General features: G+C 62.1%; 20 protein-coding genes. 11 read left to right on the top strand and 9 right to left on the bottom strand.

Annotated elements, in window-relative coordinates:
* Positions 1 to 541: 541 nt before the first annotated feature.
* Positions 542 to 1,576 (bottom strand): ATP-binding protein, encoded by a 1,035-nt coding sequence (locus tag VFZ66_27230; GenBank protein ID HEX6292906.1) that lies wholly within the window; start codon positions 1,574 to 1,576, stop codon positions 542 to 544.
* Positions 1,577 to 1,755: 179 nt separating this feature from the next.
* A complete protein-coding gene (locus VFZ66_27225) occupies positions 1,756 to 2,553 on the bottom strand; it encodes a phage antirepressor N-terminal domain-containing protein (protein HEX6292905.1) in 798 nt (265 codons plus the stop codon).
* Positions 2,554 to 2,718: 165 nt separating this feature from the next.
* On the opposite strand from VFZ66_27225, the gene VFZ66_27220 reads away from it, so the two are divergent.
* Complete coding sequence (locus tag VFZ66_27220; protein HEX6292904.1) at positions 2,719 to 3,720, top strand: AAA family ATPase; 1,002 nt, start codon at positions 2,719 to 2,721, stop codon at positions 3,718 to 3,720.
* Positions 3,707 to 4,693: a ParB/RepB/Spo0J family partition protein gene (locus VFZ66_27215; GenBank protein HEX6292903.1), complete on the top strand. Its 987-nt coding sequence runs from the start codon at positions 3,707 to 3,709 to the stop codon at positions 4,691 to 4,693. Before VFZ66_27220 ends, VFZ66_27215 begins: the two co-directional genes overlap by 14 nt.
* A gap of 131 nt (positions 4,694 to 4,824) precedes the next feature.
* On the opposite strand, the gene VFZ66_27210 is transcribed toward VFZ66_27215, so the two are convergent.
* Entirely contained in the window at positions 4,825 to 4,950 is a 126-nt protein-coding gene (locus VFZ66_27210; GenBank protein ID HEX6292902.1) for a hypothetical protein, read from the bottom strand.
* Positions 4,951 to 5,172: 222 nt separating this feature from the next.
* On the opposite strand from VFZ66_27210, the gene VFZ66_27205 reads away from it, so the two are divergent.
* A complete protein-coding gene (locus tag VFZ66_27205) occupies positions 5,173 to 5,760 on the top strand; it encodes a GNAT family N-acetyltransferase (protein HEX6292901.1) in 588 nt (195 codons plus the stop codon).
* 177 nt (positions 5,761 to 5,937) lie between these two features.
* Here VFZ66_27205 and VFZ66_27200 read toward each other — a convergent pair whose 3' ends face one another.
* Complete coding sequence (locus VFZ66_27200) at positions 5,938 to 6,129, bottom strand: hypothetical protein (protein ID HEX6292900.1); 192 nt, start codon at positions 6,127 to 6,129, stop codon at positions 5,938 to 5,940.
* A gap of 629 nt (positions 6,130 to 6,758) precedes the next feature.
* On the opposite strand from VFZ66_27200, the gene VFZ66_27195 reads away from it, so the two are divergent.
* The 3 genes from VFZ66_27195 (at position 6,759) to VFZ66_27185 (ending at position 9,556) form a co-directional block, all read left to right on the top strand.
* A complete protein-coding gene (locus tag VFZ66_27195) occupies positions 6,759 to 7,160 on the top strand; it encodes a DoxX family protein (protein ID HEX6292899.1) in 402 nt (133 codons plus the stop codon).
* Positions 7,161 to 7,840: 680 nt separating this feature from the next.
* Positions 7,841 to 8,056, top strand: a complete 216-nt coding sequence (locus tag VFZ66_27190) for a hypothetical protein (GenBank protein HEX6292898.1) — start codon at positions 7,841 to 7,843, stop codon at positions 8,054 to 8,056.
* Positions 8,057 to 8,401: 345 nt separating this feature from the next.
* The gene (locus tag VFZ66_27185) at positions 8,402 to 9,556 is read left to right on the top strand and encodes a helix-turn-helix domain-containing protein (GenBank protein HEX6292897.1); all 1,155 of its coding nucleotides are present in this window, start codon (positions 8,402 to 8,404) and stop codon (positions 9,554 to 9,556) included.
* Here the strand turns inward: VFZ66_27185 and VFZ66_27180 are convergent.
* Positions 9,491 to 11,143, bottom strand: a complete 1,653-nt coding sequence (locus VFZ66_27180; protein ID HEX6292896.1) for a recombinase family protein — start codon at positions 11,141 to 11,143, stop codon at positions 9,491 to 9,493. The two genes, VFZ66_27185 and VFZ66_27180, sit on opposite strands and share 66 nt — an antisense overlap.
* 323 nt (positions 11,144 to 11,466) lie before the next feature.
* On the opposite strand from VFZ66_27180, the gene VFZ66_27175 reads away from it, so the two are divergent.
* On the top strand, positions 11,467 to 12,039 hold the full coding sequence (locus VFZ66_27175; GenBank protein HEX6292895.1) for a hypothetical protein: 573 nt from the start codon (positions 11,467 to 11,469) through the stop codon (positions 12,037 to 12,039).
* A 553-nt stretch (positions 12,040 to 12,592) separates the two neighbouring features.
* Here the strand turns inward: VFZ66_27175 and VFZ66_27170 are convergent.
* Complete coding sequence (locus VFZ66_27170; GenBank protein ID HEX6292894.1) at positions 12,593 to 13,009, bottom strand: hypothetical protein; 417 nt, start codon at positions 13,007 to 13,009, stop codon at positions 12,593 to 12,595.
* A gap of 1,474 nt (positions 13,010 to 14,483) precedes the next feature.
* Here VFZ66_27170 and VFZ66_27165 point away from each other — a divergent pair.
* On the top strand, positions 14,484 to 15,221 hold the full coding sequence (locus VFZ66_27165) for an SDR family NAD(P)-dependent oxidoreductase (protein ID HEX6292893.1): 738 nt from the start codon (positions 14,484 to 14,486) through the stop codon (positions 15,219 to 15,221).
* Positions 15,222 to 15,709: 488 nt separating this feature from the next.
* Here VFZ66_27165 and VFZ66_27160 read toward each other — a convergent pair whose 3' ends face one another.
* The 3 genes from VFZ66_27160 to VFZ66_27150 all read right to left on the bottom strand — a co-directional run bounded on the left by VFZ66_27160 (position 15,710) and on the right by VFZ66_27150 (position 18,225).
* Entirely contained in the window at positions 15,710 to 16,240 is a 531-nt protein-coding gene (locus VFZ66_27160; GenBank protein HEX6292892.1) for a dihydrofolate reductase family protein, read from the bottom strand.
* Positions 16,241 to 16,786: 546 nt separating this feature from the next.
* Positions 16,787 to 17,284 (bottom strand): hypothetical protein, encoded by a 498-nt coding sequence (locus VFZ66_27155; GenBank protein ID HEX6292891.1) that lies wholly within the window; start codon positions 17,282 to 17,284, stop codon positions 16,787 to 16,789.
* A 647-nt stretch (positions 17,285 to 17,931) separates the two neighbouring features.
* Positions 17,932 to 18,225 carry a hypothetical protein gene (locus VFZ66_27150; GenBank protein HEX6292890.1) on the bottom strand — a complete coding sequence of 98 codons (294 nt, stop codon included), beginning with the start codon at positions 18,223 to 18,225 and terminating at the stop codon, positions 17,932 to 17,934.
* Positions 18,226 to 18,416: 191 nt separating this feature from the next.
* On the opposite strand from VFZ66_27150, the gene VFZ66_27145 reads away from it, so the two are divergent.
* The 3 genes from VFZ66_27145 to VFZ66_27135 form a co-directional block, all read left to right on the top strand.
* Positions 18,417 to 18,659 carry a helix-turn-helix domain-containing protein gene (locus tag VFZ66_27145; protein ID HEX6292889.1) on the top strand — a complete coding sequence of 81 codons (243 nt, stop codon included), beginning with the start codon at positions 18,417 to 18,419 and terminating at the stop codon, positions 18,657 to 18,659.
* 353 nt (positions 18,660 to 19,012) lie between these two features.
* Positions 19,013 to 19,465: a hypothetical protein gene (locus VFZ66_27140; protein ID HEX6292888.1), complete on the top strand. Its 453-nt coding sequence runs from the start codon at positions 19,013 to 19,015 to the stop codon at positions 19,463 to 19,465.
* A 63-nt stretch (positions 19,466 to 19,528) separates the two neighbouring features.
* Positions 19,529 to 23,240: EVE domain-containing protein (locus VFZ66_27135; protein HEX6292887.1), on the top strand; the 3,712-nt coding region annotated here is incomplete at its 3' end.

Genomic DNA, 23,240 nt, shown 5'->3' with positions numbered 1-23,240 from the left:
AACCAATCGGTTGCTGGCTGTCGCAAAGGGGCCTCTGATCTCGCGCCGCCAAACGAGAGGATCAGGGGTCATTCCTTGTAAACGGCCGGTGTTGCGTCCAACTCAATGATCTGCAAGAGCGCTCGGATCGCGTCATACCTGCCAGCGCGCATGGCGCGTCCTGCTTAATAGCGATCATACGGATCAACCACGACATTCACAAGATCGAACCACGACAGTATTACGTGCGAATGCCGCCACTTTGCGACGCAACAGCGACAGCCCGTGTCGCGGCTGTCGCTGTTCGTCTTCGCTCCTTGTCGCGGTGACATGTATCGTCGTGCTACGCAATAGCGACACCTGCGTGTCGTGATTTGTCGCCGTTGGTGTCGCAGATCGCACAAATAGCGACACCAGTCTGTCGGTGTTTGTCGGTGTTGGTGTCGCAGATCGCACAAATAGCGACATTTCCCTGGCATACGACCGAGGTTCGTTGTCGTGAATCAGCGCCAACGGCGACACGCAGGTGTGGTCCGCGGTTGTCCTTAGAGGCTTTGCTGCATCACCCGCGCTTGGTTGCCAGATGGTAGCGGCGGGCTTTTCCTGCCCCTGACGCCACGATGAATTGTCCCTCGACCAGCCGGTCCAGGTCGCGCTGGACGGAGCGCGTGGTGCGTTCCGTGCCGAACAAGTCGTACAGCTCGCTGGGCGCGGCCTCCTGCCGGTCACGGAGATAGTTCATAATGCGCTGCTGGCTCTCCGGCAAATGGGCGTACAGGCTGGCGTTGTGGAAGTCGTCCGCCTTCCGCCCATACACAGTCACGATAAACGCTGCCCCGACGTCTTCAAAGCGCGGCTCATCCATGCCTTCTTCGCGGAGCACCTTGACGACCGTATCCAGGCCCTGCCCAAATGCCTCGACGTAGCCTGCCTCGTAGAGCACTTTCACCAGAATCCGATTGCGCGACTTCTGCTGCCGCAGGATGTTTTCCACCGTGACCCCAGGCGGAAGACCACCCGGCGAGTCCCACTGGATGCGATCTCGGAAGAGCATAATGCGAATCGATGAGCCCGCGAGGTGGTAATCGCGATGGCTGAGTGCGTTCACTGCCAGCTCGCGGATCACGGCTCGTGGATATTCGTGCAGCTCGATCCGCTGGAAGCTGTCATCGTCGAGCGTCATGCCGTGGTGCGTGTTGGTCCACAGATAGGTCTCGATGCGCTGGAGCTGATCGAAGATCGTGCCGGAAATGTCCTTCTCCAGGTGGAAGAGCTGGTCGGAAACGGACAGCGTACCCCGATAGTGCCCAATATCGACCACGGCATCGGGGAGCAGCGCCTGGGGCTCGCGCCCAAAACACAGGACGCCCGCGACGGTTGGGTAGATCGCGTCCGCGACCTGAACGGCGCAGCCGCGCTGGAGCAGGTAGCTCACCGGTTCCGTCGGCCAGCCTTCGGGGTAGCGGCCACGTTTTAGCGCCTCCTGAATATGGCGGGCAACGCGATCACTATCGAGCACGTCAAGTCCAACGGAGCGGAAGGCCAGGCTATCGGCACTGCGCACGTGGCGTTCGTCGAAAAAAATGTCGTCGCTCATACGTCCTGTTCCCAAACAATGTGAAGGCGAATCCCGCATCGCCGCCATAGGTACGATTGGTCCTGCGTCATCATATCGACCTCGCTGATCGATGGTCCTCGGCATTCCAGTTCCGCTTCAGTTTTTATGTAAACTAAGAGAAGGAATCACGGGTATCCAGCATCCTCGCCTGCCACCATCTACAACGTCAGCACCGCCGCATGCTGCTCCTGGCGCATATGCTGGTACGTCGTCACCCGAAAGCGGCGATAGAGCTCACCGAAGACGCCCTGAGCGTGATTCTTGCTCTGGTCACGCTCCGAGAGCGCCTTGGTGATCGCCTTAACGCGCGCGGCGATTCCGGCGGCTTGCCCATCGCTGATCGCGGCACTCGGCACCAGCGGATCGTCGACCGAGGTCAATCGGCGCTGCACTTCCTTGATCACGGTCGCCGCGCGATCCAGCCGCCCGTCATGTTCCGTGACACGCTGCTCAAGCGCGCGCTGCTGCTCCGCCATCTGGACGATCGCGAGGCCCATGTCCCGGACCGAGACGAGATCGGTGGTCGTTCCCATCCGCTCGTCACGCTGCCCCAGGGCGTTCAACGCATCAGCCTGGAAGGCCCGCCACAGGACGCGGAACCATGCGCGGCGGTAGCGGGTACTCTTTTCTTGTAGCTCGGGCCGGACGCGGCTGACGTTGATCCCACAGCGCCAGCCCGGCAGGTATTCGCGTGGCAAGCACAGCACATTCGGATCGCCGCCGGAGGAGTGCGTTCGTGTTACACGAACGAACCGCAGCGACTCGTCCCGTACCGGATCGCGTTTCAGGCGCTCGTACTGGCCCGACCAGGCCAGGCCCAGGTACGCGCAGAGCGGGCGGATCGGGACGTAGATATCCGGCTGGGAGTCGCCGGGAACGAGCACGGCGGTGATCGGATCGCTGGAGAAATCGACGGTTCGTTCTTCGACCGGTATCAGGCTCGACGAGTCGGCCATCAGCGTGCTCCTTCGCTCGGTACCCGAGCGGGTAGATCCGTCCAATCAGCGTCCGTACAACCTGCCCTAGTCTAACACATGTGGATTGATTTTCACAAGTGTTGTGAACGTTGTGAAGAGTGTGCTATACTGGTCCACAGATTCATCCGCACCCAGGAGTACCCGATGCCTGAAGATCTGATCCCCCTGAAGCTTGCCGCCGAGCGCTTCGACGCCAACTACGATACGCTGCGTCGTGCGGCCTACGACGGTCGCTTGAAGGCCGAACGCCACGGCAACCAGTACAAAGTTCGTCCCAGCGAGGTCCAGCGATTTCTCACTGAGGGCGGGCGCGCTCCATCGTTCCAGCCAACTGGCGCGGCACCAGCCCGTGGCCTGGATCGCTGCCGGGTCCTGGCGGTGGCAATCACGAAAGGCGGTGTTGGCAAGAGTACGACGACGCTCAACCTGGGCGCAGCGCTTGCCGAGCGGGGACTCCGGGTGCTGGCGGTGGACTGTGACCACCAGTGCAGCTTGACGTTGATGGCCGGGGTCAACATTCAGGGCGTCCATCACTCCCTGTACACAGCGATGATGGACTATCTGACGACGTTTCAGCCCATCCTAGAGCCGGCGATTGAGCCGACCGCGATCGGCTTTGACCTGGTTCCGGCGAGCGTGCGGCTCACCCGCGCCGATAAAGAGCTGAATCTGGCCCCGCAGCGCGAGTTCGTGCTCCAGAAGCTGCTCGCCCCGGTGCTGCCGCGCTACGATGTGGTGCTGCTCGATACCGAGCCGACGACGAATAATCTTGTGACCAACGCGCTGGTCGCCGCCCATGAGGTGCTGCTGCCGCTGGAGGCTGAGCCGGTTGCGCTGGAGTCCCTGGCGGTGACGCTGGAGGACATTGCCCAGATTCAGCGCTCCGGCCTCAATCCCACGCTCACGATCCGGGGCGTGCTGCTCAACAAGGTCGACGAGCGGCTGAACGTCCACCGGCAGGCGATCGAATATACCCGGACCGAAGTGGGGGCCAACGTGCCGATCTTCCAGACGATGATCAAGCGCTCGACGCGCTTCCCCGAGTCGCAGGGGTTGAACCAGAGCATCCTGCGCTACGATCCCCACAGCGACGGGGCGAACGCGTACCGACGACTCGCGGAGGAGGTGATCCGTGGCTGGCAATAAGAAGCAGTTCATTCGCCGGAGCACGCTACCGAGCGTCGCGACCGCCGACGACTTCGAGGAGCGGTTTGCGCGCCAGGTGGAAACCCGGCGACACCACCCGATCGATCTGCCGATCGAGCTGATCGATCCCAGCCCATTCCAGATCCGCCGCACCTTCGGCAACATCTCCGAGTTGGCCGAGGCGATGCGCATCCACGGCTTTACCAGCCGCCTGTGGGTGCGCGAGCATCCGACCGCACCAGGGCGCTATCAGCTGATCTTTGGCGAGCGACGCTTGCGGGCCGCGCGCGAGGCGAGAATCGCGGTGATCCCCTGTGAGGTAACGCAGTTCGCCGATCGGGAGCTGGTCGAGATCGGCCTGATGGAAAACCTTCAGCGCGAGGATCTGGACCCGCTGGAAGAAGCGCACGGGTTGCAGCGCTTTATGGACGAGTTCGGCTACAGCTACCGGGATCTGGCCGAGCGGATCGGCAAAGATAAGGGCTACGTCGAGAACCGCCTGCGGCTGCTCCGCATGCCGGAGGATATTCAGCAGATGGTGATCGCCCGGCCCGAAACCATGAGCGCGGCGCGGGAGGTGGTCCGGCTCCCGACGGCAGAAGCCCGCGCCCCGTTGATTGACGGGCTCGTGCAGGACGGTCTTTCGTTCAAAGCGACACGGGCCATTGTCGATGCGGCCTTGACAAAGCCGGAGGAGGCACCAGCGATCGTCGCGCGCCATGTGGCCCAGCAGCGGACGACGCCGGACCGTGCGCCAGGCCTGTCCGATCGGGTCGCTCGCGATCTCCAGCGTGATTGGACCGGGATGGCGGCGACGGTCGAGCGGTGGGAGGCGCGGCTGGGCGAGTTAACACCGGAGCAGCGTCGTCTCCTTCAGCAGCAGATCGATCAGGTGTTGACGGTCTTGGAGCGTCTTACGGAGCAACTGCGCTACGTGTCTGTACGTACAGACAGTATTGACATAATGAAATGACTCGTTGAATGGATGAAGGTGTCTGTACGTACAGACAGCGGGCGTGTCGGGCTTAGAGGAGATCGGCAATGCAGGATCAGCAGGAGAGCAACGCCCTGGACGAACAAGAGTCCAGGGCCTTGGTGAATCTCCTAGCCCGCCTCGGCCCGCTGCGCCGCGCGCTTGGCCTGCTGCTGCGTGGTCGTCACCGACAGCGCGTACACCGTGATCCCGGCGTGGCGCGGCTCGTAGGCCGGGGAGCCCTCGATGATCAGCACGTCTTCGGCACACACGGTTGTGTGAGCCGACGTGCCGGGATATAATGTACCGTCAGCCGCGTGTTGGACCAGGGCGAGGGGTCGGTGGGCACACACAACGCAATCCAATTCATCGCGCTCCAGGTCGCGACCCTGTTTGTCAGTGATGCCACTGGGCGGCTCCGCTCCATCAATGAACCGGGCTCTGCGGAAGCAGCGTTCGATCCAGCCCCGCGTTTTTTTATGGGACGGACGCTGGAGGGGAACATCTGGCGCTTCCGGCATGACCTGCCCGTCGATCTGGTGCGTGAGCTGGAGCAGCTCTGTCGCTCCGAGCCCGTCGCAGCGAACCTGACCGACCCGCCGCAGCATGCGGTGGCAATCCGGGCGGCGTTGCACGCGCACGCACCGATCACGCATGAGGAGTGCGGACCCGCCTACTGGATTCCCGACCAGGTCCAGCTACCAGCAGGCGTGGTACTGGTGTCGGCGGCAAACGCGCACCTGCTGGCAGCGAACTTTCCCTGGAAGCGCACCTCGCTGGCGGATGCCACGACGGGACCACTCCTCGCGGCGGTCGTGCAGGGCCAGGCCGTGTCCATCTGCTATTGTGCCCGCCTCACGCCACTCGCAGCGGAGGCCGGTGTTGAGACGGTGGCAGCCGAGCGCGGTCGTGGCTATGCAAGTGCGGTGGTCGCTGGATGGGCATGCACCGTGCGGCAGCGTGGACTCATCCCACTCTACAGCACCTCCTGGGAGAACCGGGCGTCACAGGGCGTTGCGCGCAAGCTGGGGATGGTCTGCTACGGTGAGGATTGGTCCATCACGTGAATCTGGCAAGCCAGATCGCTGCGGCTGGATAGGAGGTCGTCGAGGAGGCGCTAGCGCACTATCTCGCACCCGCACGCAGTAGAACTCGACATAATCCAGCCGATTCAATCGTCATCATCACACGCATGCCCAGGACAACCAGGGTCCTGGGCATCATGCATCTCCCAAGCTATCGCACTACCCCGCCGCCTCGGCCCGCTGCGCCGCGCGCTTGGCCTGCTGCTGCTTTTTCGTCGTCACCGACAGTGCGTATACCGTAATCCCGGCGTGGCGCGGCTCATACGCCGGGGAGCCCTCGATGATCAGCACATCCTCGGCATCTTTCACCACCCCGGCCACTTTGTTCCACTGCTTCTTCGCCACCAGCACGAGGTACGTCGTCTCCTTCGGCGAGACGCAGCACTGCCTCGATGGGCCGGGAAGGTGCTGCGCTCACGGACCATGAAGGGGGTCAGCCGGGCGAACCAGGCCTTCCGCCTGGCCGCGGTATCGCTGATTCGCACCGATACCGCGGTCGGGGCCTATGTTCGGGCAGCGCGTGCCCGGAAGGGACTACGGCAATTGTGGCGACGGCGCATAAGATCGCGCGTATCGTCGACCACCTCCTGAAGTATGGCGATCCGTATCGGGAAGAAGCCGCCGCGGTGTACGAGCACCAGCGCCGGGAACGGGATCTGCGCCAGCTCAGCCGACGCGCAGCGAAGCTGGGGCACACCCTCACACCGACCGTTCAGACAGCATCCGACGCAATGCCGGAGATCAGGAGAACGAGCGTTTCTCGGGAGCACCTTGTGGGACGGCAGCCTTAGTGACCAGGCACGCACTACGACGTCAACCGGCACGCACACGTCATCGGGTGTGCTGCGCCTCCACAGCTGCTTGCCACGAGCCAGGCACGCGCATCCCGATGCAGGGTTGCTCACTCACCCCGTTGTGACGGTATCTGACACCCGACCGTGCTACGATTATGGCACGACCAACCGATAAGGAGGAAAGCCATGCTCGCTCTCACCAACACGCGGCCTGCCACCAAGCTGACCATCTGGGCTGGACGGATTCTCAGTGCCCTCGCGATTCTGTTTCTGGCCTTCGACGCCATCAGCAAGGTGCAGCACCTTGCACCTGCCATTGAGGCCACCACGCGGCTCGGCTATCCTGCCAGCTTGGTCGTCACCATCGGCCTGATCGAGCTTGCCTGCCTGGCGGTGTACACGATCCCGCGTACCGCTGTACTTGGGGCGGTCTTGCTCACCGGCTACCTCGGCGGTGCCATCGCGACCCAAATGCGTGCCGAGGCAGCGCTGTTTGCGGTTATCTTTCCGATGATGATTGGTGCGCTCATCTGGGGTGGACTGTTCCTGCGTGATGCCCGGCTGCGCGCGCTCGTGCTCCTGCCCTAGGAGCGCACAAGGCACCATAACCAGCCTCAATCGTATCCCGTTGCCTCCCTATCTGATTACGAGATTGGGTAGGTATGCGGAAGGCAAGGTTGGAGACAAGAAAAATCTGGAGCGCATCGTGGACCCCGACCGATCTGATGGCAGGGCTAACCCAGCGCAGGGGATGTCAATGGATCAGGGGAAGACGACACGGTTGGGGTGGCACAGGCGAGACGGCGCAGCGTGACCTGCATCAGGGTGAGCTGGAGATTGGATTGCTGGAGCATACGCACGTGGAGCAGCGATGCCAGCTGGCATCGCTGCTCCGTTGTGTGAAGCTATCATCACCTGCTGCTATAGGACGAGCACGTCCTGCATGTTCTCGTTACAGGTAACCTGTTTGGAGGCGTGTGAGTAGATTCGGATGTTCGTTGCCGTCCAACCGGGCGCGCGCCGCGGAACGAGGCACGAGTCCGGCGCGCAGGGCCGGGCGGTGCCGCGCCTGACCGCGCAGCGGTGTCCGCTGCAGCGCGGTGGTAGGCGGAGCGCAGCGACGCAACAACGCGCGAGCGCGCGACCCACACCTAGAGCGACGCGCCTGCTACGCGAAAAGAACGTCGAGTTTGCACGCATTTTCGCCACGTTCACAGGCGTCGCTTGGAGCGCTTGGTTCGGCTGCATCTCTCGTTGGCTTGCCGCTCATGGGTTACGGATTCAGCAGTAAAATAACTCCTCCACCTCTACGGCCAACGATCAGCGACAGCGCCGACGATCGCGCCGCCGACGCCGACGCCGACGCCGACGCCGATCCCGCCCGCGCCGAGGCCGGTCCCGACCACCCCGCCACACGACACCTGCGATGCCGCCTATCCGACGGCCTGCATCCCCGCGCCGCCGCCCGATCTGGACTGTGGTGATATTCGCCACCGCAACTTCCGCGTGCTGCCGCCCGATCCGCACCGCTTCGACGGTGACAACGACGGGATCGGGTGTGAGAGGTAGCACACCGAGCCCTATGATCCTTTACATATAGCTGTCTATTAGATGGCAGACTGTTCCTTGGTCAGTGCTCGCTTCCCAGCCCTCCCCCACACCGACTCGACATGGCTTCCTCTGTTCCCTATACTTTTTGACAGTCCTGCGCGATCTTCTTCCGCCCAGCAGCTATGCACGGGGACCGTCTCTTCGCGCGATGCCACACCAGCGTGGTCGAGCATCACCGTATCTTCGCTACAGTCCAGCTTCGCTCAAGGGGACTCCACATGGGGAAACGACACCAGGCACCGGCATCTGAAGCATGGAAACAGTTAGCGTTGCGCTTCCGGTGGCCGGAACAACGCAGCTACGAAATTATCCGCCCCGTGGTGTTATTTGGCGATTCGGCTGAAGAACGGGCGCGTGAAACGGGGGAGCCAGTCCGGACACTCTATCGCCATCTGCAACGCTTTGGCACTGAGGGTTTTGCCGGTCTCACTGCTGCTGCGCATCGACCGGCACCACGGGCCCTCCCGCCCAACGTCCGGCAGTTGATCGTCGATCTGAAAGGGGAGCATCCCGATCTGAACCCCAATGAGATCGCACGCATGTGTCATGCCCAACTCAACTACCGTCCCGGTGCGCGGACGATTAAGCGCGTGCTGGCTGAAACCCCGCCGGTCCCACCAGCGCAGCGGCGGTATCCGCCCTTTCATGCGATGTCACCGGTAGATCGTCGGCGCGCGATCATCCAACTCCACATCGAAGGCTGGGGCAAACAGTCCATCGCGGCGTATTTGTGCACGAGCCGTCCGACGATGGATGCGATCTTGAAGCGCTGGGCGACGGAGAACTTAGCGGCCCTGGTGCCCCGTTCGCATGCGCCGAAACGGCGCGTCCGCAAGGTCACGCTGAAGGTGCTGCTGACCATCCGCCGCCTCCAAAAGAATCCCCGCCTGGGGGCTTTCCGCATGAGCGCTGCCCTCAAGCAAGCATTGGGGGTCAAGCTGAGTCCGCGCCAGTGTGGACGCATTATGGCGCTGAATCGGGCGATCTATCACCAGCCACGCGCCCCAAAGCAGCCGCATGAACCACAAGAGATGCCCTTTCAAGCGACACGAAGACATCAATATTGGAGCATTGATATACGATATTTGGATATGTGTAGGTTAGTCGGTGGAATGATGTATTGTATTACGATCATGGATAATTATAGTCGTGCGGTGTTGGCAAGTGTCGTGACACGATCGCAAGATTTGACCACCTACCTCTTCGTATTCTTTCTCGCTGTTCGGAATCATGGCGTACCGGAAGCGATTGTCACGGATGGTGGTGCGGTCTTTCGGGCCAAGAAAGCGCTTGAAATTTATCATGCGTTAGGAATTCGGAAAGAGCAAATTGATAAACGGCAGCCCTGGCAGTCCTACATTGAAATAGTCTAAACGCAACTGATAAAATTTGATCTGTTCACTTTCCGGGGACGTGGGGATCACGTACCGGATCTCCACGTCCTCCTCCGTCACCACCACCCGGTCCACTAACAACTCAATCAGTTGCCGTTTTTGCGCGAAGGTTGCCTGATCTACCCCCATCCGTACGCGCCGACAAAAATCCTCAATCGAGGTACTAATTGCGGCGAGGTTCGCCTGCTGCGCCGCTTGTGCTTCCAGGTGCCGGATCTGCGTGTCGAAGCTGTGTTGGCGCTGCTCGATGTCGTGCCGTCGACGGCGATATTCCTCCAACGGTATCACCTGGTCGAGATAGGCCATCGTTAACCGCTCGACTTGTTGACTCAGGTGGGCGTGTGCGTTGCGCAACCCAGGGCGCCGCGCCAGCACCTCCTGGGGCAGCCAGTCTCCTGCTTGCGCCCGATACAAGGCTTCTTGGATCACCTCAGGCTGCAGGAGCAACGTACACAGGTCTTGCCACACCAACGTGTCGAGCTGGGCCGCCGGAATGTAGCGGGATCGACACTTCGTATCGCGCGCCACGACGATAGGATTGCCTTTCCCGAGACATACGTAGTAGCGCAGGTGCTTGCGCGCGCAGCCCATACACGCGCGCTGGCACACGCCACAGCTTACCAAGGCACGCAACAAATACTCATACGCCGTATTGTGCCGCGTGGCCCAGCGCTGATTTTGGGCTAACTTGGCTTGGACCTGGTCAAACACCTCCTGCGTGACGATGGCCGGAATATGCGCGACCAGAGTCCAGTCACTCGGTGGGGTGATGCGCGTCGAGCGGGCGGGTGGCGGGACCGGCCGCGTTGGCGACTGGCGCGTGCTGACCGCGCGTGTGCGCATCCGTCCGGCATACACCACGCCGGTGTACACCGGGTTGCTGAGGATGCCGTGGAGCGTACTCGCATTCCAGCGGGCTTTGCCATACGGCGAGGGAACGTCCAGCTGCGTCAACGCTTTCGCGAGGCCGAGCAACCTGCCCGGTTCGGTGGTGTAGCGGGTAAAGATCTCCGCGACGAGCGGCGCGGTCATGGGGTTTAACTGTACGCCACGGGGGTCGCGCGGAGTATCGGGATCGACGAGGTAGCCATAGGGCGGACGACTCCAGGGCAACAAGACCCCAGCCCGGAGCTTGGCCTGCCGACCACGCCACATCCGTTCGGCAATCAAACTGCGCTCATATTCGGCGACCGCGCCCCGAATCTGCAACACGAGTTGGTCATGCGGATCATGGGTCATGGCCCGCTCCACAAACATGACCGCGCACCCAGCCTGAGTCCACTCCTCTAACAGCAAAACTTGGTGGACATAGTTGCGCGCCAAGCGATCGGGTGCCGTCAGGAGCAGATGGGTATAGGTGGCCCGCGCAATCTGATCGCGGAGCCGTGCCAGCGCAGGACGTGCCAACGTCGCACCACTATAGCCATCGTCACAGAAGATGTCCGCCTCGGCGATACTCCACTGCTGCTCGGCCGCGTAGGCACGTAAGCGCACCAGCTGCTGGTCAAGCCCCTGGTTCTGGGCTTGGCGCGGGGTCGAGACTCGTACATACAGAGCCAGGCGCATAAGTGGCCTCCTGTGCGTCATGCGTGCGAGTGAGGTTCGTCGCTGGCTGGGACGGTCGGTCCACGGTCCATGTCAGCAGCGCTTGATAGGCCTGGGCCCACCGCTGCGTTGCGGGTCCTCGGTCGACGAACTGTTGCCGCACCCGCCATGGTCGTGCTTTCATCGGTACCTCCCTGCTGATAGGTTTCAGCACGAGGATACCGCGATGGTGGGATAGGTGGTTGCGAACGATACCAGCGCAACGTAAGCCGGACGAAGCGGCTCAGGCAAAATTTATCATTTGCAATTAGACCATTGAGGCGCTGTTCAGCATCCAGCGCAGAATGGCCGACGCGCAGTTCGAGCAGGCGACGATGTGGGAGGCCGTGCTGGATGCCCACGCGCGCTGGGTGGCTGACTACAATTATCAAGAGCATTTTGCGCATCAGCAGCGGGAGGATGGACGCCGGAGCCCGTTTCAGGTGCTTGCGTGGGTCCGTGGGCGGGTCTATAGCGAAGCTGAGCTGCACTATGTCTTTTATTCCACGCGCACCCGCCGACGGGTTGATCGGCTTGGCTACCTGCGCTTTCGTAATTGGCGGATTTATGCTGAGGCTGGCTTAGCCCAGGAGGGCGTGATCGTCTGGTTATATGCAGAACATATGACGATTGTGTTTGATGAGATGACGCTGGCCCACTATACGGTCAACTATCAACCGGATCACAAACATCCCCGCAGTATTGCCAACCCACAGCTCTATGATACGCCATATCGCTCACCCCAACTTCCTCTCTGGGAATTGAGCGATGAAGAATGGAAAAAAGCGTATCCATTGCCTCTTTACGTCGTCCGCAAAAAGGTGACGGAACAAGCGGAACGAGTGCAACTGGCTCTACCACTGGATACTGCTGTCTAGGACGAGCAAGGTGATTGGTTATTTAATGGACAGCTATAAAGCATATCGCTCAGTGTGCAACGGACGGCCCTGGCGACTCGGCTTTAACCTTTTCATCCCAGCACCATTGTCTTAGTCGAGGCGACCAATAGTGGCCCGCTGGTGCAGCGCCTTACAACACAGGGCTTGCGGGTATCACCGATTATCGTGATTTCGCTGCTGGTGCGCCCATTGCTAGCGAGATAGAGAGGTCATCCTCGCCAAACCTCGCCAACCATATGTCCCGTATACCTGGACTATGACTGGCAGGTCCGCCGGTGCCCGTGTTGCAGCACTGACCCTCGTGGCGTACCATACCCATCTTCGCTGAGACAACATAGTGAATGGCGGCAGAGCTGGAGCGATCCCGTGCGCAGCTTCTGGCTCACTGTTCCGCATCGCTATGCCACCGAGATCTACGTGACCTCTGGCAGCGCCGTGATTCTTGCCACACCCTTGTGATCATCAACATATGCAGGATGCATCACAACACAAGCAGGCACATTGCCTGCTTGTGTGCGTGGTTGGGTGCGCTTTAGCGCTGCGGAATCTCGATATGATAGGCCGGATCTTTGGGGGGCTGAAGAAAATTTGATATCAGTCTATCTTTGATGGCAGCCTTGATAGCTTCGAGAAAAGCGGCGTGGTTGGCGATCGAGATAGGGTCAATATCGATCACGCCAAGGACACTGTGATCACCACTGTGCTTCGAAACGAGACCGGCACCTATCTGCTCGATCGCCGCCGCCATATCCGCAAGAATTTCGGCGCGAGTCTTACCCGCCGCCAGTGACCTCTCATACACGCTGATCACCTCGTTGCCAGCCGGACCGTAGAGGCCTCGCTGGTGGGCCACGCCTTTCTTGCCGATGTTGTTGTACATGGCTCGCGCCTGATCTTCGGGCCTACGGTACGTGCTGGTGATCGTCGCGGCCGCATTACCACTCTTCACCAGCACCTTCTCAAGCACCCCCCACGAGTGGGGGGTCACAACTGCACGATTCGCTTTCTCTCCAAAGCTGATCGTAGGGCCTCCCTTTGAGCCGGGTTGGGGAGGCTGCGGGGCTGTGAGCAAGCTGCCTGGGGGGTATGGGGCATTGATACTCCACATGTGGGGCGAGTTGCTAGGGAATGCGCCGGGTTGGTCGAGCATCTGGGTTGCAAAGCCCCGATTACTCCAACTGCCCAAACTACCAAATGGGGTGCTGAGACCTGGCATCTGAGCCGAAAAGGCCCAGCCGGCGAAGCGCGTTGGATCGTACAACTGGCCAATGGCCGAGCCAGCGAATCGCGTTGGATCATACAACTGGCCCATAGCCGAGCTAGCCAATCGTGTCGGATCATACAACTGGCCCATAGCCGAGCTAGCGAATCGCGTCGAATCATACAACTGGCCCATAGCCGAGCCAGTGAATCGTGTCGGATCGTACAACTGACCAGTGGCGGAGCCAGCGAATCCCGTCGGATCATACATGTGGTCAGCGACTGAGCCGCCCCAGCCCGGGCTATTCATGCCACCACTGAGGTCTGCGTTACCGAAGCCGCCAACGTAACTACCCACGTCGCCTCCCAGGCCCAGGCTATTCATGCCATTACTGACATCTACGTTACCGAAGCCGCCTAAGCCAACATCGAAGCTTCTTACGTCGCCTCCCAGGCCCAGGTCATTCATGCCATTACTGACGTCTATGCCACCGAAGCCCACGGCACCACCTGTGCCATTCTCCCCAGCGATTGCACCTTGTTCGCTAGACCGCCCCTCAGCCGATACCCCGTTACCACCGCTGGTGCTTTCATTTCCACGCTCACCGAACGCCTCTGCGTCCGTGACTCGCAATACCAGGTGTCCTGTCGCGCGATTGCCGACCGTCCGTTGCAGTTGAAGGATCTGCCGCGCACTGGGTCTTCGGATATGCAGGTCAGGTGCGTGCGCTGCCAAGGACGGGGACGAATCGCGCTGAACTGACCGTACGACACGCATCTTCGTCGGCGGTGTCTGTGTTTTTAATCCAACAACTTGGTCCTGTGGTCTGCGATCTGAAGGTGGCATGATGTTCTTCTCCAACGCTCGTCGTGCTGCTGGGACCCTCGTGCTTCCCTGGGAGGAATATTGATCACGGCACAGCGCCAGCATGGTGTCCCCATAAAGCAAGGAAGCGGCGGATGGGGGAATGGTTATAAGTAGCTCGGTGAGGGGCTACCATACGATCCTATCTCCCTGTCGTACACTGGGGCAGCACCAATGGTCCAAGATAACTGGGGGCCATAGGCTAGGAACGTGATGAGCAGAAAGACCTGAGTAGCAGGAGGACCAGGCACGCCACGTGCAACCAGCCGCCACTCATGATCCATGTCCGCTTGCAAGGAGCAGTCTGCCATCTCATGGACAGCTATATGTAAAGGATCATACGGCTTGGTGTGCCACGGTGGTCCTTGGGTGCCGTGATCTGGAGCGTGGTAACGCTGCCGCGACCGCCATCCAGCGCGCGACGGGCACGACGCGCGTGGCGGTCTTGCGCCTCGATGTAGCCGACCAGCAGTCAATTCGCTCCGCGGTGCGCGCCTTCAAGCACACCTATGATCGACTCGATGTCCTCATCAACAACGCAGCGGTCTACACCGCAGCGCGGCGACTGACCCCGGATGGCTTGGAGGTGATGTTGGCGACCAACCATCTTGGTCCGTTTCTCTTGACTACCTTGCTGTACGATCCAGCGGAGCTGCCAACCCCTTCGCGCATCCTCACCCTCACCGCCCCCTCGACCACTGAACTCACTTTTGATGATCTGCAGGGTACCCAGCACTGGCGTGCGGTGCGGGCCTTCGGTGCGTCCAAGATGTGCAATCTCCTCTGTACGTGTGAGCTCGCCCGGCGGCTTGCAGGCACCGGCGTCACCGTCAATGCCGTGCATCCCGGCCTGGTCAGGTCCGATTTCATGCAGGAAGCGGCCGCGCCCATCCGGTGGCTCCTGAAGCTGGTGTCGTCCACCCCAGAGCAAGCCGCCGCCGGACCCGTCTATCTTGCCTCGTCACCGGCGGTGGCTGACGTGACCGGCACGTTCTTCAAAGGTACGCAACCGATTGCAGCGAGCCCCTACGCGCACGCGCCTGCCGTGCAGCAACGCCTGTGGCGGGTCAGTGCCAAATTGACGCACGTCGCGTAACGACGTGTCAACACGAGGAACGCCGTGAACCTTCAGATCCGACCACTCCAAGAGCACGACATTGAAGCCGTCCTTGAGCTGTCCATCCTCGCGTGGGCGCCGGTCTTTCAAGCATTTGCGCAGGTACTTGGTCCAACGGTCTATGCACGCCTGTATCCTGATTGGGAGCAGAGCTAACGTGAGGCCGTAGCGGATGTCTTGCGCGCTGGCGAGACATGCACCGTGTGGGTGTCCCAACGTGATCAGAAGACCGTGGGGTTCATGTCACACCTCCTCGTATGCTGGGTGTCACCTATTGCGACTTTGCCGGGTTTCCCTCGCTCTTGGTGAATCGGTCCGTCTATCGTGCGGCGAACCGTTGGTCACCATGCGCCAGGCGCTCGCTGCCGCCAACGTCACCACCATGTCGGGAGACCCGACATCCTCTGGCGACGTGCACGATCCACGACCCGACTTCAGCGGCGATGTCCATCCGGCGCGTCGCGCGCTTAAGCAGGAACGTAGGTCAACCGGATCACATCCTCGTCCATCCGATCATGCGTCATCAGGCGGAGCGGCGGCCGCGCTCCGGCGAAATAGGGCGTGCCGTGACCCAGCACGACGGGGTGCAGGTAGATTCGATACTCATCGATCAGGCCCAGTTCGGTGAGGCTGTGGGCCAAGGCCGGGCCAGCCACTTCGATCTCCCCGTCGCGCTCGGCCTTCAGCGCGCGGATCGCGCCCGCAAGATCATCCGCAACCAGCCGGGCGTTGGGGCCGACCGCCGGCAACGAGCGCGAGACGACCCATTTCGGCTGGGTCCGCCACGCCGCCGCGAAGGCGTGTTCCGCGGCATCCCAGTCAGGATGATCGTCGTCCCAGTACCGCATGATCTCATACATGTGGCGACCGTACACACTGCCCGCCTGTCCCTGCGCCTCCTGGATGAAGTGGCGAAAGAGCGTGGGGCTTGGCGCAAACGCCAGATGATCCACGTAGCCGTCCAGGGACTGGTTCATTCCGAACACGAGCTTCGCCATAGCCACGTCCTTTCCGTATCCGGCACATCCGCGCGGTTCTGCTTGCGGTATGCCATCGGGTGTCCGCGCGATCGACTGATTATAGATCGCAAGTGGGTGTTGGCGCGCGCAGGAACGCCCCATGCGCGGGCGGTGGAGCTCGCCACCGGTGGCAAGACATAGGATGGATTGGCACCGTGGGGACAGGGCGCCCTGGGTTGCTCCGTGCAAAGACGGACAGTGAGCGTGTGCTGGTCTCGCTGGGCCTGTGCAAAGCACAATCCTGGAAACCGTGGCAGCAGCGCCGTTGGAAAAGAAGCTGCACGGCGAGCCATACCTACCACTACGTACCCATGACTGAGCGAGTTCACCAAGAGCGAGGCAGACCCGGCAAAGTCGCAATAGGTGACACCCAGCATACGAGGAGGTGGGGTCATGTCAGCTCTCCGTTCAAGACTCTCGTGCCAACCAGAACCTGCGTCGCGCGCCACCTCGCACGGCGCGCGACGCTAGCAGCCATCCACCACCGTGCCTGATCCGTCACACCTCCGCGTGCGGCGTTTGGCCTCAGGCGGCGTGCGCGTGGTGGCCCGCGCGCCCCGTATAGAGGTCAAGGCGGAACAGCATGATGACGAACATGAGCGGGCACGCGAGTGTGCAGAAGTGCAGCCACCAGTCGCCCAAGCCGCTTCGAGGAAGCATGCCGAGCCACGCTCCTCCAACGAGCAGGACCCAGGCTCCGAAGGTGGCGCCCGCCATCTCCAGGTTCGGGCGCCACGCCATCCCCCGAAATCGCATCCAGGCCACCATCGGCAGCGCATAGTTGAAGGCCACGATCAGCAGCGCCACTTCGGGAAACTGGTGGCGCAGGTGAGGATACCCGATCTGCGCAGCAGTCCACAAGACCAGCAGGTTCAGAAGAATCCCGCCAGCGCACATTGTCACACACATCTCAAGGAAGTGCCGGAAGAAGTGCCCGACCTGGGCGACGCCGGAAACCGGATGTGCGTGCCCCGCTGCGTTTGCCGACGGAGCCGCCGTCGGTCGGTTGCTGACCTCATGCATCGTACCACCTCCTGCTCAGGGGGAACCCGATCGCACTACCCCAGCGTCGTGCCCTCGCCGCATGCGTTCAGGAATGCGCGCGTTTTCTGGTTGACCGCTTCAGGTGGACGTTTGCATGGAGCTAGGAAGGTAGACGGTGATACCGTGATCCGAGCCATCGTGTGCCCCCTGTAGATGCGAGGGCCGTGCCCGGACGCTGGGGTACCGTGATTGGAGCAGCGCGGTCGGAAATATGGAGGGGAAAGACGAGCAGAGCACGGCTCATCGTATTTGGGGACTACCCTACCACAGCAATGCGGGAGGTCGAGACAAGGATCGACCACCTGGAGTGAAGAAGCCTTTACCACGTGATCATCGCCAGACGCCCGGATCAGCTCGGCCTCGTCATCCACCGCAGCGCGCTCATCCTCGGTTTCAAAGACGATCGCCCGCTGGATGGTGCCGCCCTCCCGCCAGATCGAGCGGATCAGCTCACACGTGGGCAGGTATGGCCGCGCAAGGCTTCTTTTTCGTGTTGAGCAGCGCGATTGCCGCTGCCGTTACCGCCGTAGAAGACGGTGCCGTCTGGCCGCGCCAGGGTAGAGACGTACTATATCATGGTGGAATGTCCCTGCAAGCGGGCGAGCCGGGGGTGCTCGCTGGGCTGCCTACTGTAACGCGACCAGATCGAGCAGGTACGGATCGTTCACCCGCTGCGGCGCGAGCAGGCACAGGCGCAGATCGGCGTGGGCGCAGGGCCACTCTTCGAGGCCAAGCGGGCAGGAGCAGTCCTTCGAGGTAACGAGGTAGAGGCGGCCAGGCGTGGTCGCGGAGGCGATGATCAGCGTGTCGCCGCTGATGTAGTAGTCGATGGTTAGGGTATCGCTAGCTGCGACGGCATTAGCGCCGCAATGGGCGGTCGAGATTTGATGGCAGGTTCCTGCTTCATTGGTATTTGACATAATTGATATTCTCCCTTAGATCACAGAGCCATCATGGTGGAGTAGCATAAGGACGACCTGTTTAGTTGTTTCACCTGACACAACTATTCTACATCTAGTTGCACCACGTGTCAATACTAATTTCGTCACTTGACACAACTTTCACCGCCGTCTAATCTAAGGAGCGTGGCATCAGGTAGGACGGAGGGTCCATGAGTGAACAACGCTTCACGGCAAGCCAAATTGCGAAGCAGTACGACATTGCCCGGCAGACGCTGGTGCGTGCGGCCCAACGTGGGGAGATCGGGTGCAAAGTAGAGGCACCCGGCACGCGGGATGGTTGGGTCTATATGTTTACGACATCCGAGGTTGAAGCGTGGCTGGCCCGTGATCGGCATCCGGGTGGCCGCCCAAAAAGCGCAGCGATCAGCCGGACGCCGCTGCTGATCAGCTAGACGATACCTCGGAGGCGTAGCAGAGCGCGGGCGCAGCCTCAGAAACCGACACCCACGCTCTCACCGACGCTCAGATGAGCGACTGCGCTATCTTAACATGGTTCCCTTCCAGACGACGATCAAGCCGCGTTTGCACGGCTGCTACGTACCTGAACGTCGAGCAGCCATAAGACCAAATGTATGCAGCGTTTGTTCAATTCTTTGCCTCATCGCTACACTAAATGCTCTTGTCATCGACTTTATTGCAAAGCAGAAGATTGGCGGAACGTCACTTAGCTACTTCATCGTCAAGCAACTCCGTCCTCCCGCCGTCGGCTTTCAGCGCAGCGGACATCGCGTTCATCGGCGAGCGTGTGCTGGAGTTGGTCTACACTGCCTGGGACATGCAGCCCTTCGCGGTAGACGTGTGGGCGGAGTTGGACGAGGCAGGCCGGGCGCGAGTGCTGGCGCGCAACGCCGCGTGCAATCGGGACGCACCGGCCGATCTTTTTGCGCCGCGTGACGGCTTTCCGCTGCCGCCCTTCCGCTGGAACGAGGAGCGCCGGGCGCAGATTCGCGCCGAGTTGGATGCGCGGATCGCGCGGCTCTACGGCCTTACCCGCGACGAGCTGCGCTACATCCTCGATCCGGCGGACGTGTACGGGCCGGACTTTCCCGGCGAAACCTTCCGCGTGCTCAAGGAGAAGGAGATCCGGCAGTACGGCGAGTACCGCACGCGGCGGCTGGTGCTGGCGGCGTGGGATGCCGAGGAGTCGCAGCAGCCGCCGGGGCTGGTCGGCACAGGCGGCGAATCAAATCAGGTCTAAGATCGTTATGAATCATGCAGCTTCCAGATCTCCCGGTCACACTGAGTCAAGAAAGGGCAACGGATGAGCCAGCTCGAAGAGGCGTTCGATCATGAACTGCGCAGGACCTATGACGAGTCCGCGCGCGCGCTCAGCTACCGGCCAACCTATCTGCTGAACATGCTCAACGAGGTCGGCGGCGTCGAAGCCGCGCGGCGGCTGCTTGCCAAAGAGAGCGTCTCCGACGGCTTCACCACGCTGTGGGAGCGCAGGCGGCTGGATCTCGCGGTCGAGTCGATCGTGCTCAAGCCGGAGTTCGCCCCGCTCTTCAGCGCCCAGGAGCTTGACCGTGCCCGCCAGCGTCTCGCCGGTGTGGGCTACACGCCGCCCTGGCTCGGCGGTGACGATCGAGCGGACGATCCCGGCGGCGCGACAGGCACGACACAACGCTCATCAGCCGTCGAGCGGATCACACGCGCCGAGATCCTCGACGCGATCGACCGCTTCGATCGCGATCTGCGGAGCGGAGACTGGAAGGACTGGGAGCAGCGTGAGAAGTTCAGCTATGGCCTGGAGCACGAGGGCCGGTTGTACCCGGTCAAGCAGCTCATCCGCATGGCGGGCTACAACGATCCGCATACCACTCAGGCCAATCGCATCGTCGAGAACCTGGGCTTCACCATCGTCGATCTGACTCCCGCGCGTCGAACGAGTAGCTCGTCGCTGGTGGAGAGGCTGTCGCGAGCGGTGCAAAACACGGATTCCGGCGCGGCGGATCAGAGCGCTGGCGTGACTGGGGTGGATGCTGGCCTGCGCGGCGAGGATCAGATCCGTATCGCCCTCCAGACGATGGTCACGCGCGGCGGCGAGGCGACCATCCAGCAGATCTACGACGCGGTTGAGGCCCGGATGCGCGGGCAGCGCCTGTCGGAGCAGGGCAAAGCCAGCCTGCGTACCTTTATCAACCGGAACGCCGTCGAGCAAGGCTACGTCTATCCCGCCGCGCCGGGACAGCAATCCTGGCGCATCACGCCTGAGGGCAGAGCCGCGGTCGGCCAGCGTGCCGCAAGCTGGATCTTCCAGTCGAACCCTGATTACTTCGATCTGCCGGGCGCGTTGGGGGCGCTCACCGAGATGGCCTGGGAAGTGCGCCAGTATGCCGGCGAGATCCACACCAGCGACACCGTGTACCTGTGGGAGTCCGGCGATCACAGCGGCATTCTGGCGGTCGCGCGTGTGCTGACCGAGCCTGCCCCCATCGAAGAAGATGAGGCGGAGCGGCGCTTCGATCGAGATAGCGAGCGGTTCGCGGGCATCCGGCGGCGGGTACGACTCAAGATCGAGTATGTGCTGCCGGAGCGTATCCGCCGCGATGACCTACCGGCGCATCCCGTGCTCAAGGATCTGGCAATCGTCAGAGCGCCCCAGGGAACGAACTTCCCGTTGACCAACCAGCAGGCAGCGGCGCTGGCGCAGATCGTCGACGACATGCGCGACGACGAGGTTGCGGAGCCGGTGCTCACGGCGGACAGCGCGGGCGCGTCCCGATCGCTGGCCGAGTGGCAGTCGAAGGTCGAGACGACGCATCCGCTGGTGCGTCGGCTGGTCACGGAGCTGCCCGCGTGGCTACAACAGACCTTCGGCAATCGCATCGAGCTGCGGATCTCCAATAAGCCGGAGCTGGGCGTCTTCGTGCGCGACTACTGGCGGATCTACTTTGCGTTCAATCGCCGCCGCAGCCTGTACGTCCTGTTCGCCAACCCCGACGAGATGATTGTGGATCGGCTGCGGGCGGAGCTGGCGAACCCAACCAGCCTTAAGCCGCGCTCCCACGGGGCATCAAGCGGGTATCGCTTCTTCGTCAACACCGACGCCGACTATGCGCTGCTCAAGGAATTGACGCTGAGGCTGCTCGCCGACGTTGTGCCGCCTCCGCCACGCTCGGCAGCATGGCCCGACCCGAACAGCGCTCGACAGCCGTTTGTGCTCTTCTTCGGCGCTGAGCACGAGCACCAGCGATACGGCCAGAGCTACAGCTTCAGCAACTATGCCTCCGGCGACGCGCGCAAGCTCGCCGACGCGCTGTATGCCTGGCAGCAGGGCGGGCCGCCCGTCGAGGCGATCATCTACCGCCCTGGTCCGCACTACGCCTTCACCGCCTGGGCCCGGGTTAGTGGCGCGAGGCCGGAGCCGGGAGCCAGGCCCGACGAAACGGTCTGGATGCTCAATCTTGATCAGCGTGAGCTTCCCGCGCCGCTCTATCTCAAAGGCAACGCGGCGCATCTCGGCGCTGAGATTGCATGGCTGGCGAAGGGCTTGGCCTCCGCGTTTGGCTGGCGCTCGATTCGCAAGATCGACGCGACGGATTTTAATCGGATCATCGACGCGGCCCGCGCCGCCGCAGGAGATACATCAACGATGTCAGTGGCAGATGCTGCGTTCACGGTGCTTGCCAGGGCCGGAGGCGGCCCGCTCAGCCTCGCGTCCATCCTCGATCAGGGTCGGCAGCAGGGCATGATCCAGGACGGAGTATCGCACATGGAGCTGTCGAGCGCGCTGCTCGGCGATCCGCGCTTCGCCAATCTCGGCGGTGATATGTGGCTGCTGGCCGAGCCGATCGATGACGGCGACAGCAGTGGCGACGATGACGGCTTCGTGCCGCAGATCTACGCCGCGCCCGACGCCCAGTTCTGGCGGATTCACTTCCCCCGTGAGCTGTGGGACGAGGCCTGGCGCAGCAACATGGTCGGCATCGAGTGGCCGCTGGATGTGACGACCAATCAGAGCGTGCAGCGGCTCAAGCGCATCAATGTCGGCGATCGGATCGTGGCCTACGTGCAGGGCGGCACCTTTGGCGGTATCGGCGTCGTCACCCGGCGCTACACCGATATTCGCGTCACCAGCGATCCCGCCTTTCCCTCCGGCGTCTTCGGCGGCAAGTACCCCCAGCGCATCGGCGTGGCCTGGTCCGACGCGCCCGCCGCGCCCGTCGATGTGCTGGCGCAGCTCCGCGAGCCCGCCAACACCGAGCTGTACCAGCGCGTGCGCAACCCGCACGCGGTCATTCCGCTCAGCCGCGACAGCTACATCCAGATCCTCACGCTGCTGCAAGTGCATGATGCAGGCACGCCAATTGTCGAGGACGAGTCGCGCCTGCCGTCGGCCTGGGAGTCGCTGGATCAGTTTCGCGATTTCATGCAGGCGCTCTATGATCGGCCCTACACCGCGACCAAGCTGCACGCGGCGGCGCAGGAGTGGGATGATGCGTTTGTGGCCTCGATCGACCCCGAAACCTTTGCCGATGAGCTGCGCCAGCTCCGCGTGCTGCGCATCGATGACGATGGTAGCTATCGGGTCCAGCCCTACGTCGCAGGCGATCCTCTAGCCCTCCTCCGACTAATGGCGCTGGCGCTCCTGCTGCCGATCGAGGGCACCGAGGCGGCCTACCAGCTTCCGGCCAGAGCGATCGTGCCGCGCCTCCGGGCAGGAGACGGGCCGCAGCCTGCGCAGTCTTTCGCGCCGGAGCTTGGCGACGATGCGCTGCAACTGCTGGCCTGGTACGCCGAGGCCGGATATGTGACTCGTGACGGCGATACGTGGCAGACAGCCGCTGATGCACTCGCACCGCTGCCCGGCGATGATCCAGCCTCGAAGATGCACAACGACTACCTCGCCACGCTGACAGCCGAGCAAGACGGCACGCTCGCCGAGGGACTGCCGCCGATCGATGGCCGTCCGCTGGAGCCGGTCCCCGATCTGCCGCGCCGTCTGAGCGAGCTGGCCGAGGATCTGCTGA

The sequence above is a fragment of the Herpetosiphonaceae bacterium genome, from assembly GCA_036374795.1.
Lineage (GTDB): Bacteria > Chloroflexota > Chloroflexia > Chloroflexales > Kallotenuaceae > LB3-1.
This window is presented reverse-complemented; position numbering and strand designations above follow the sequence as displayed.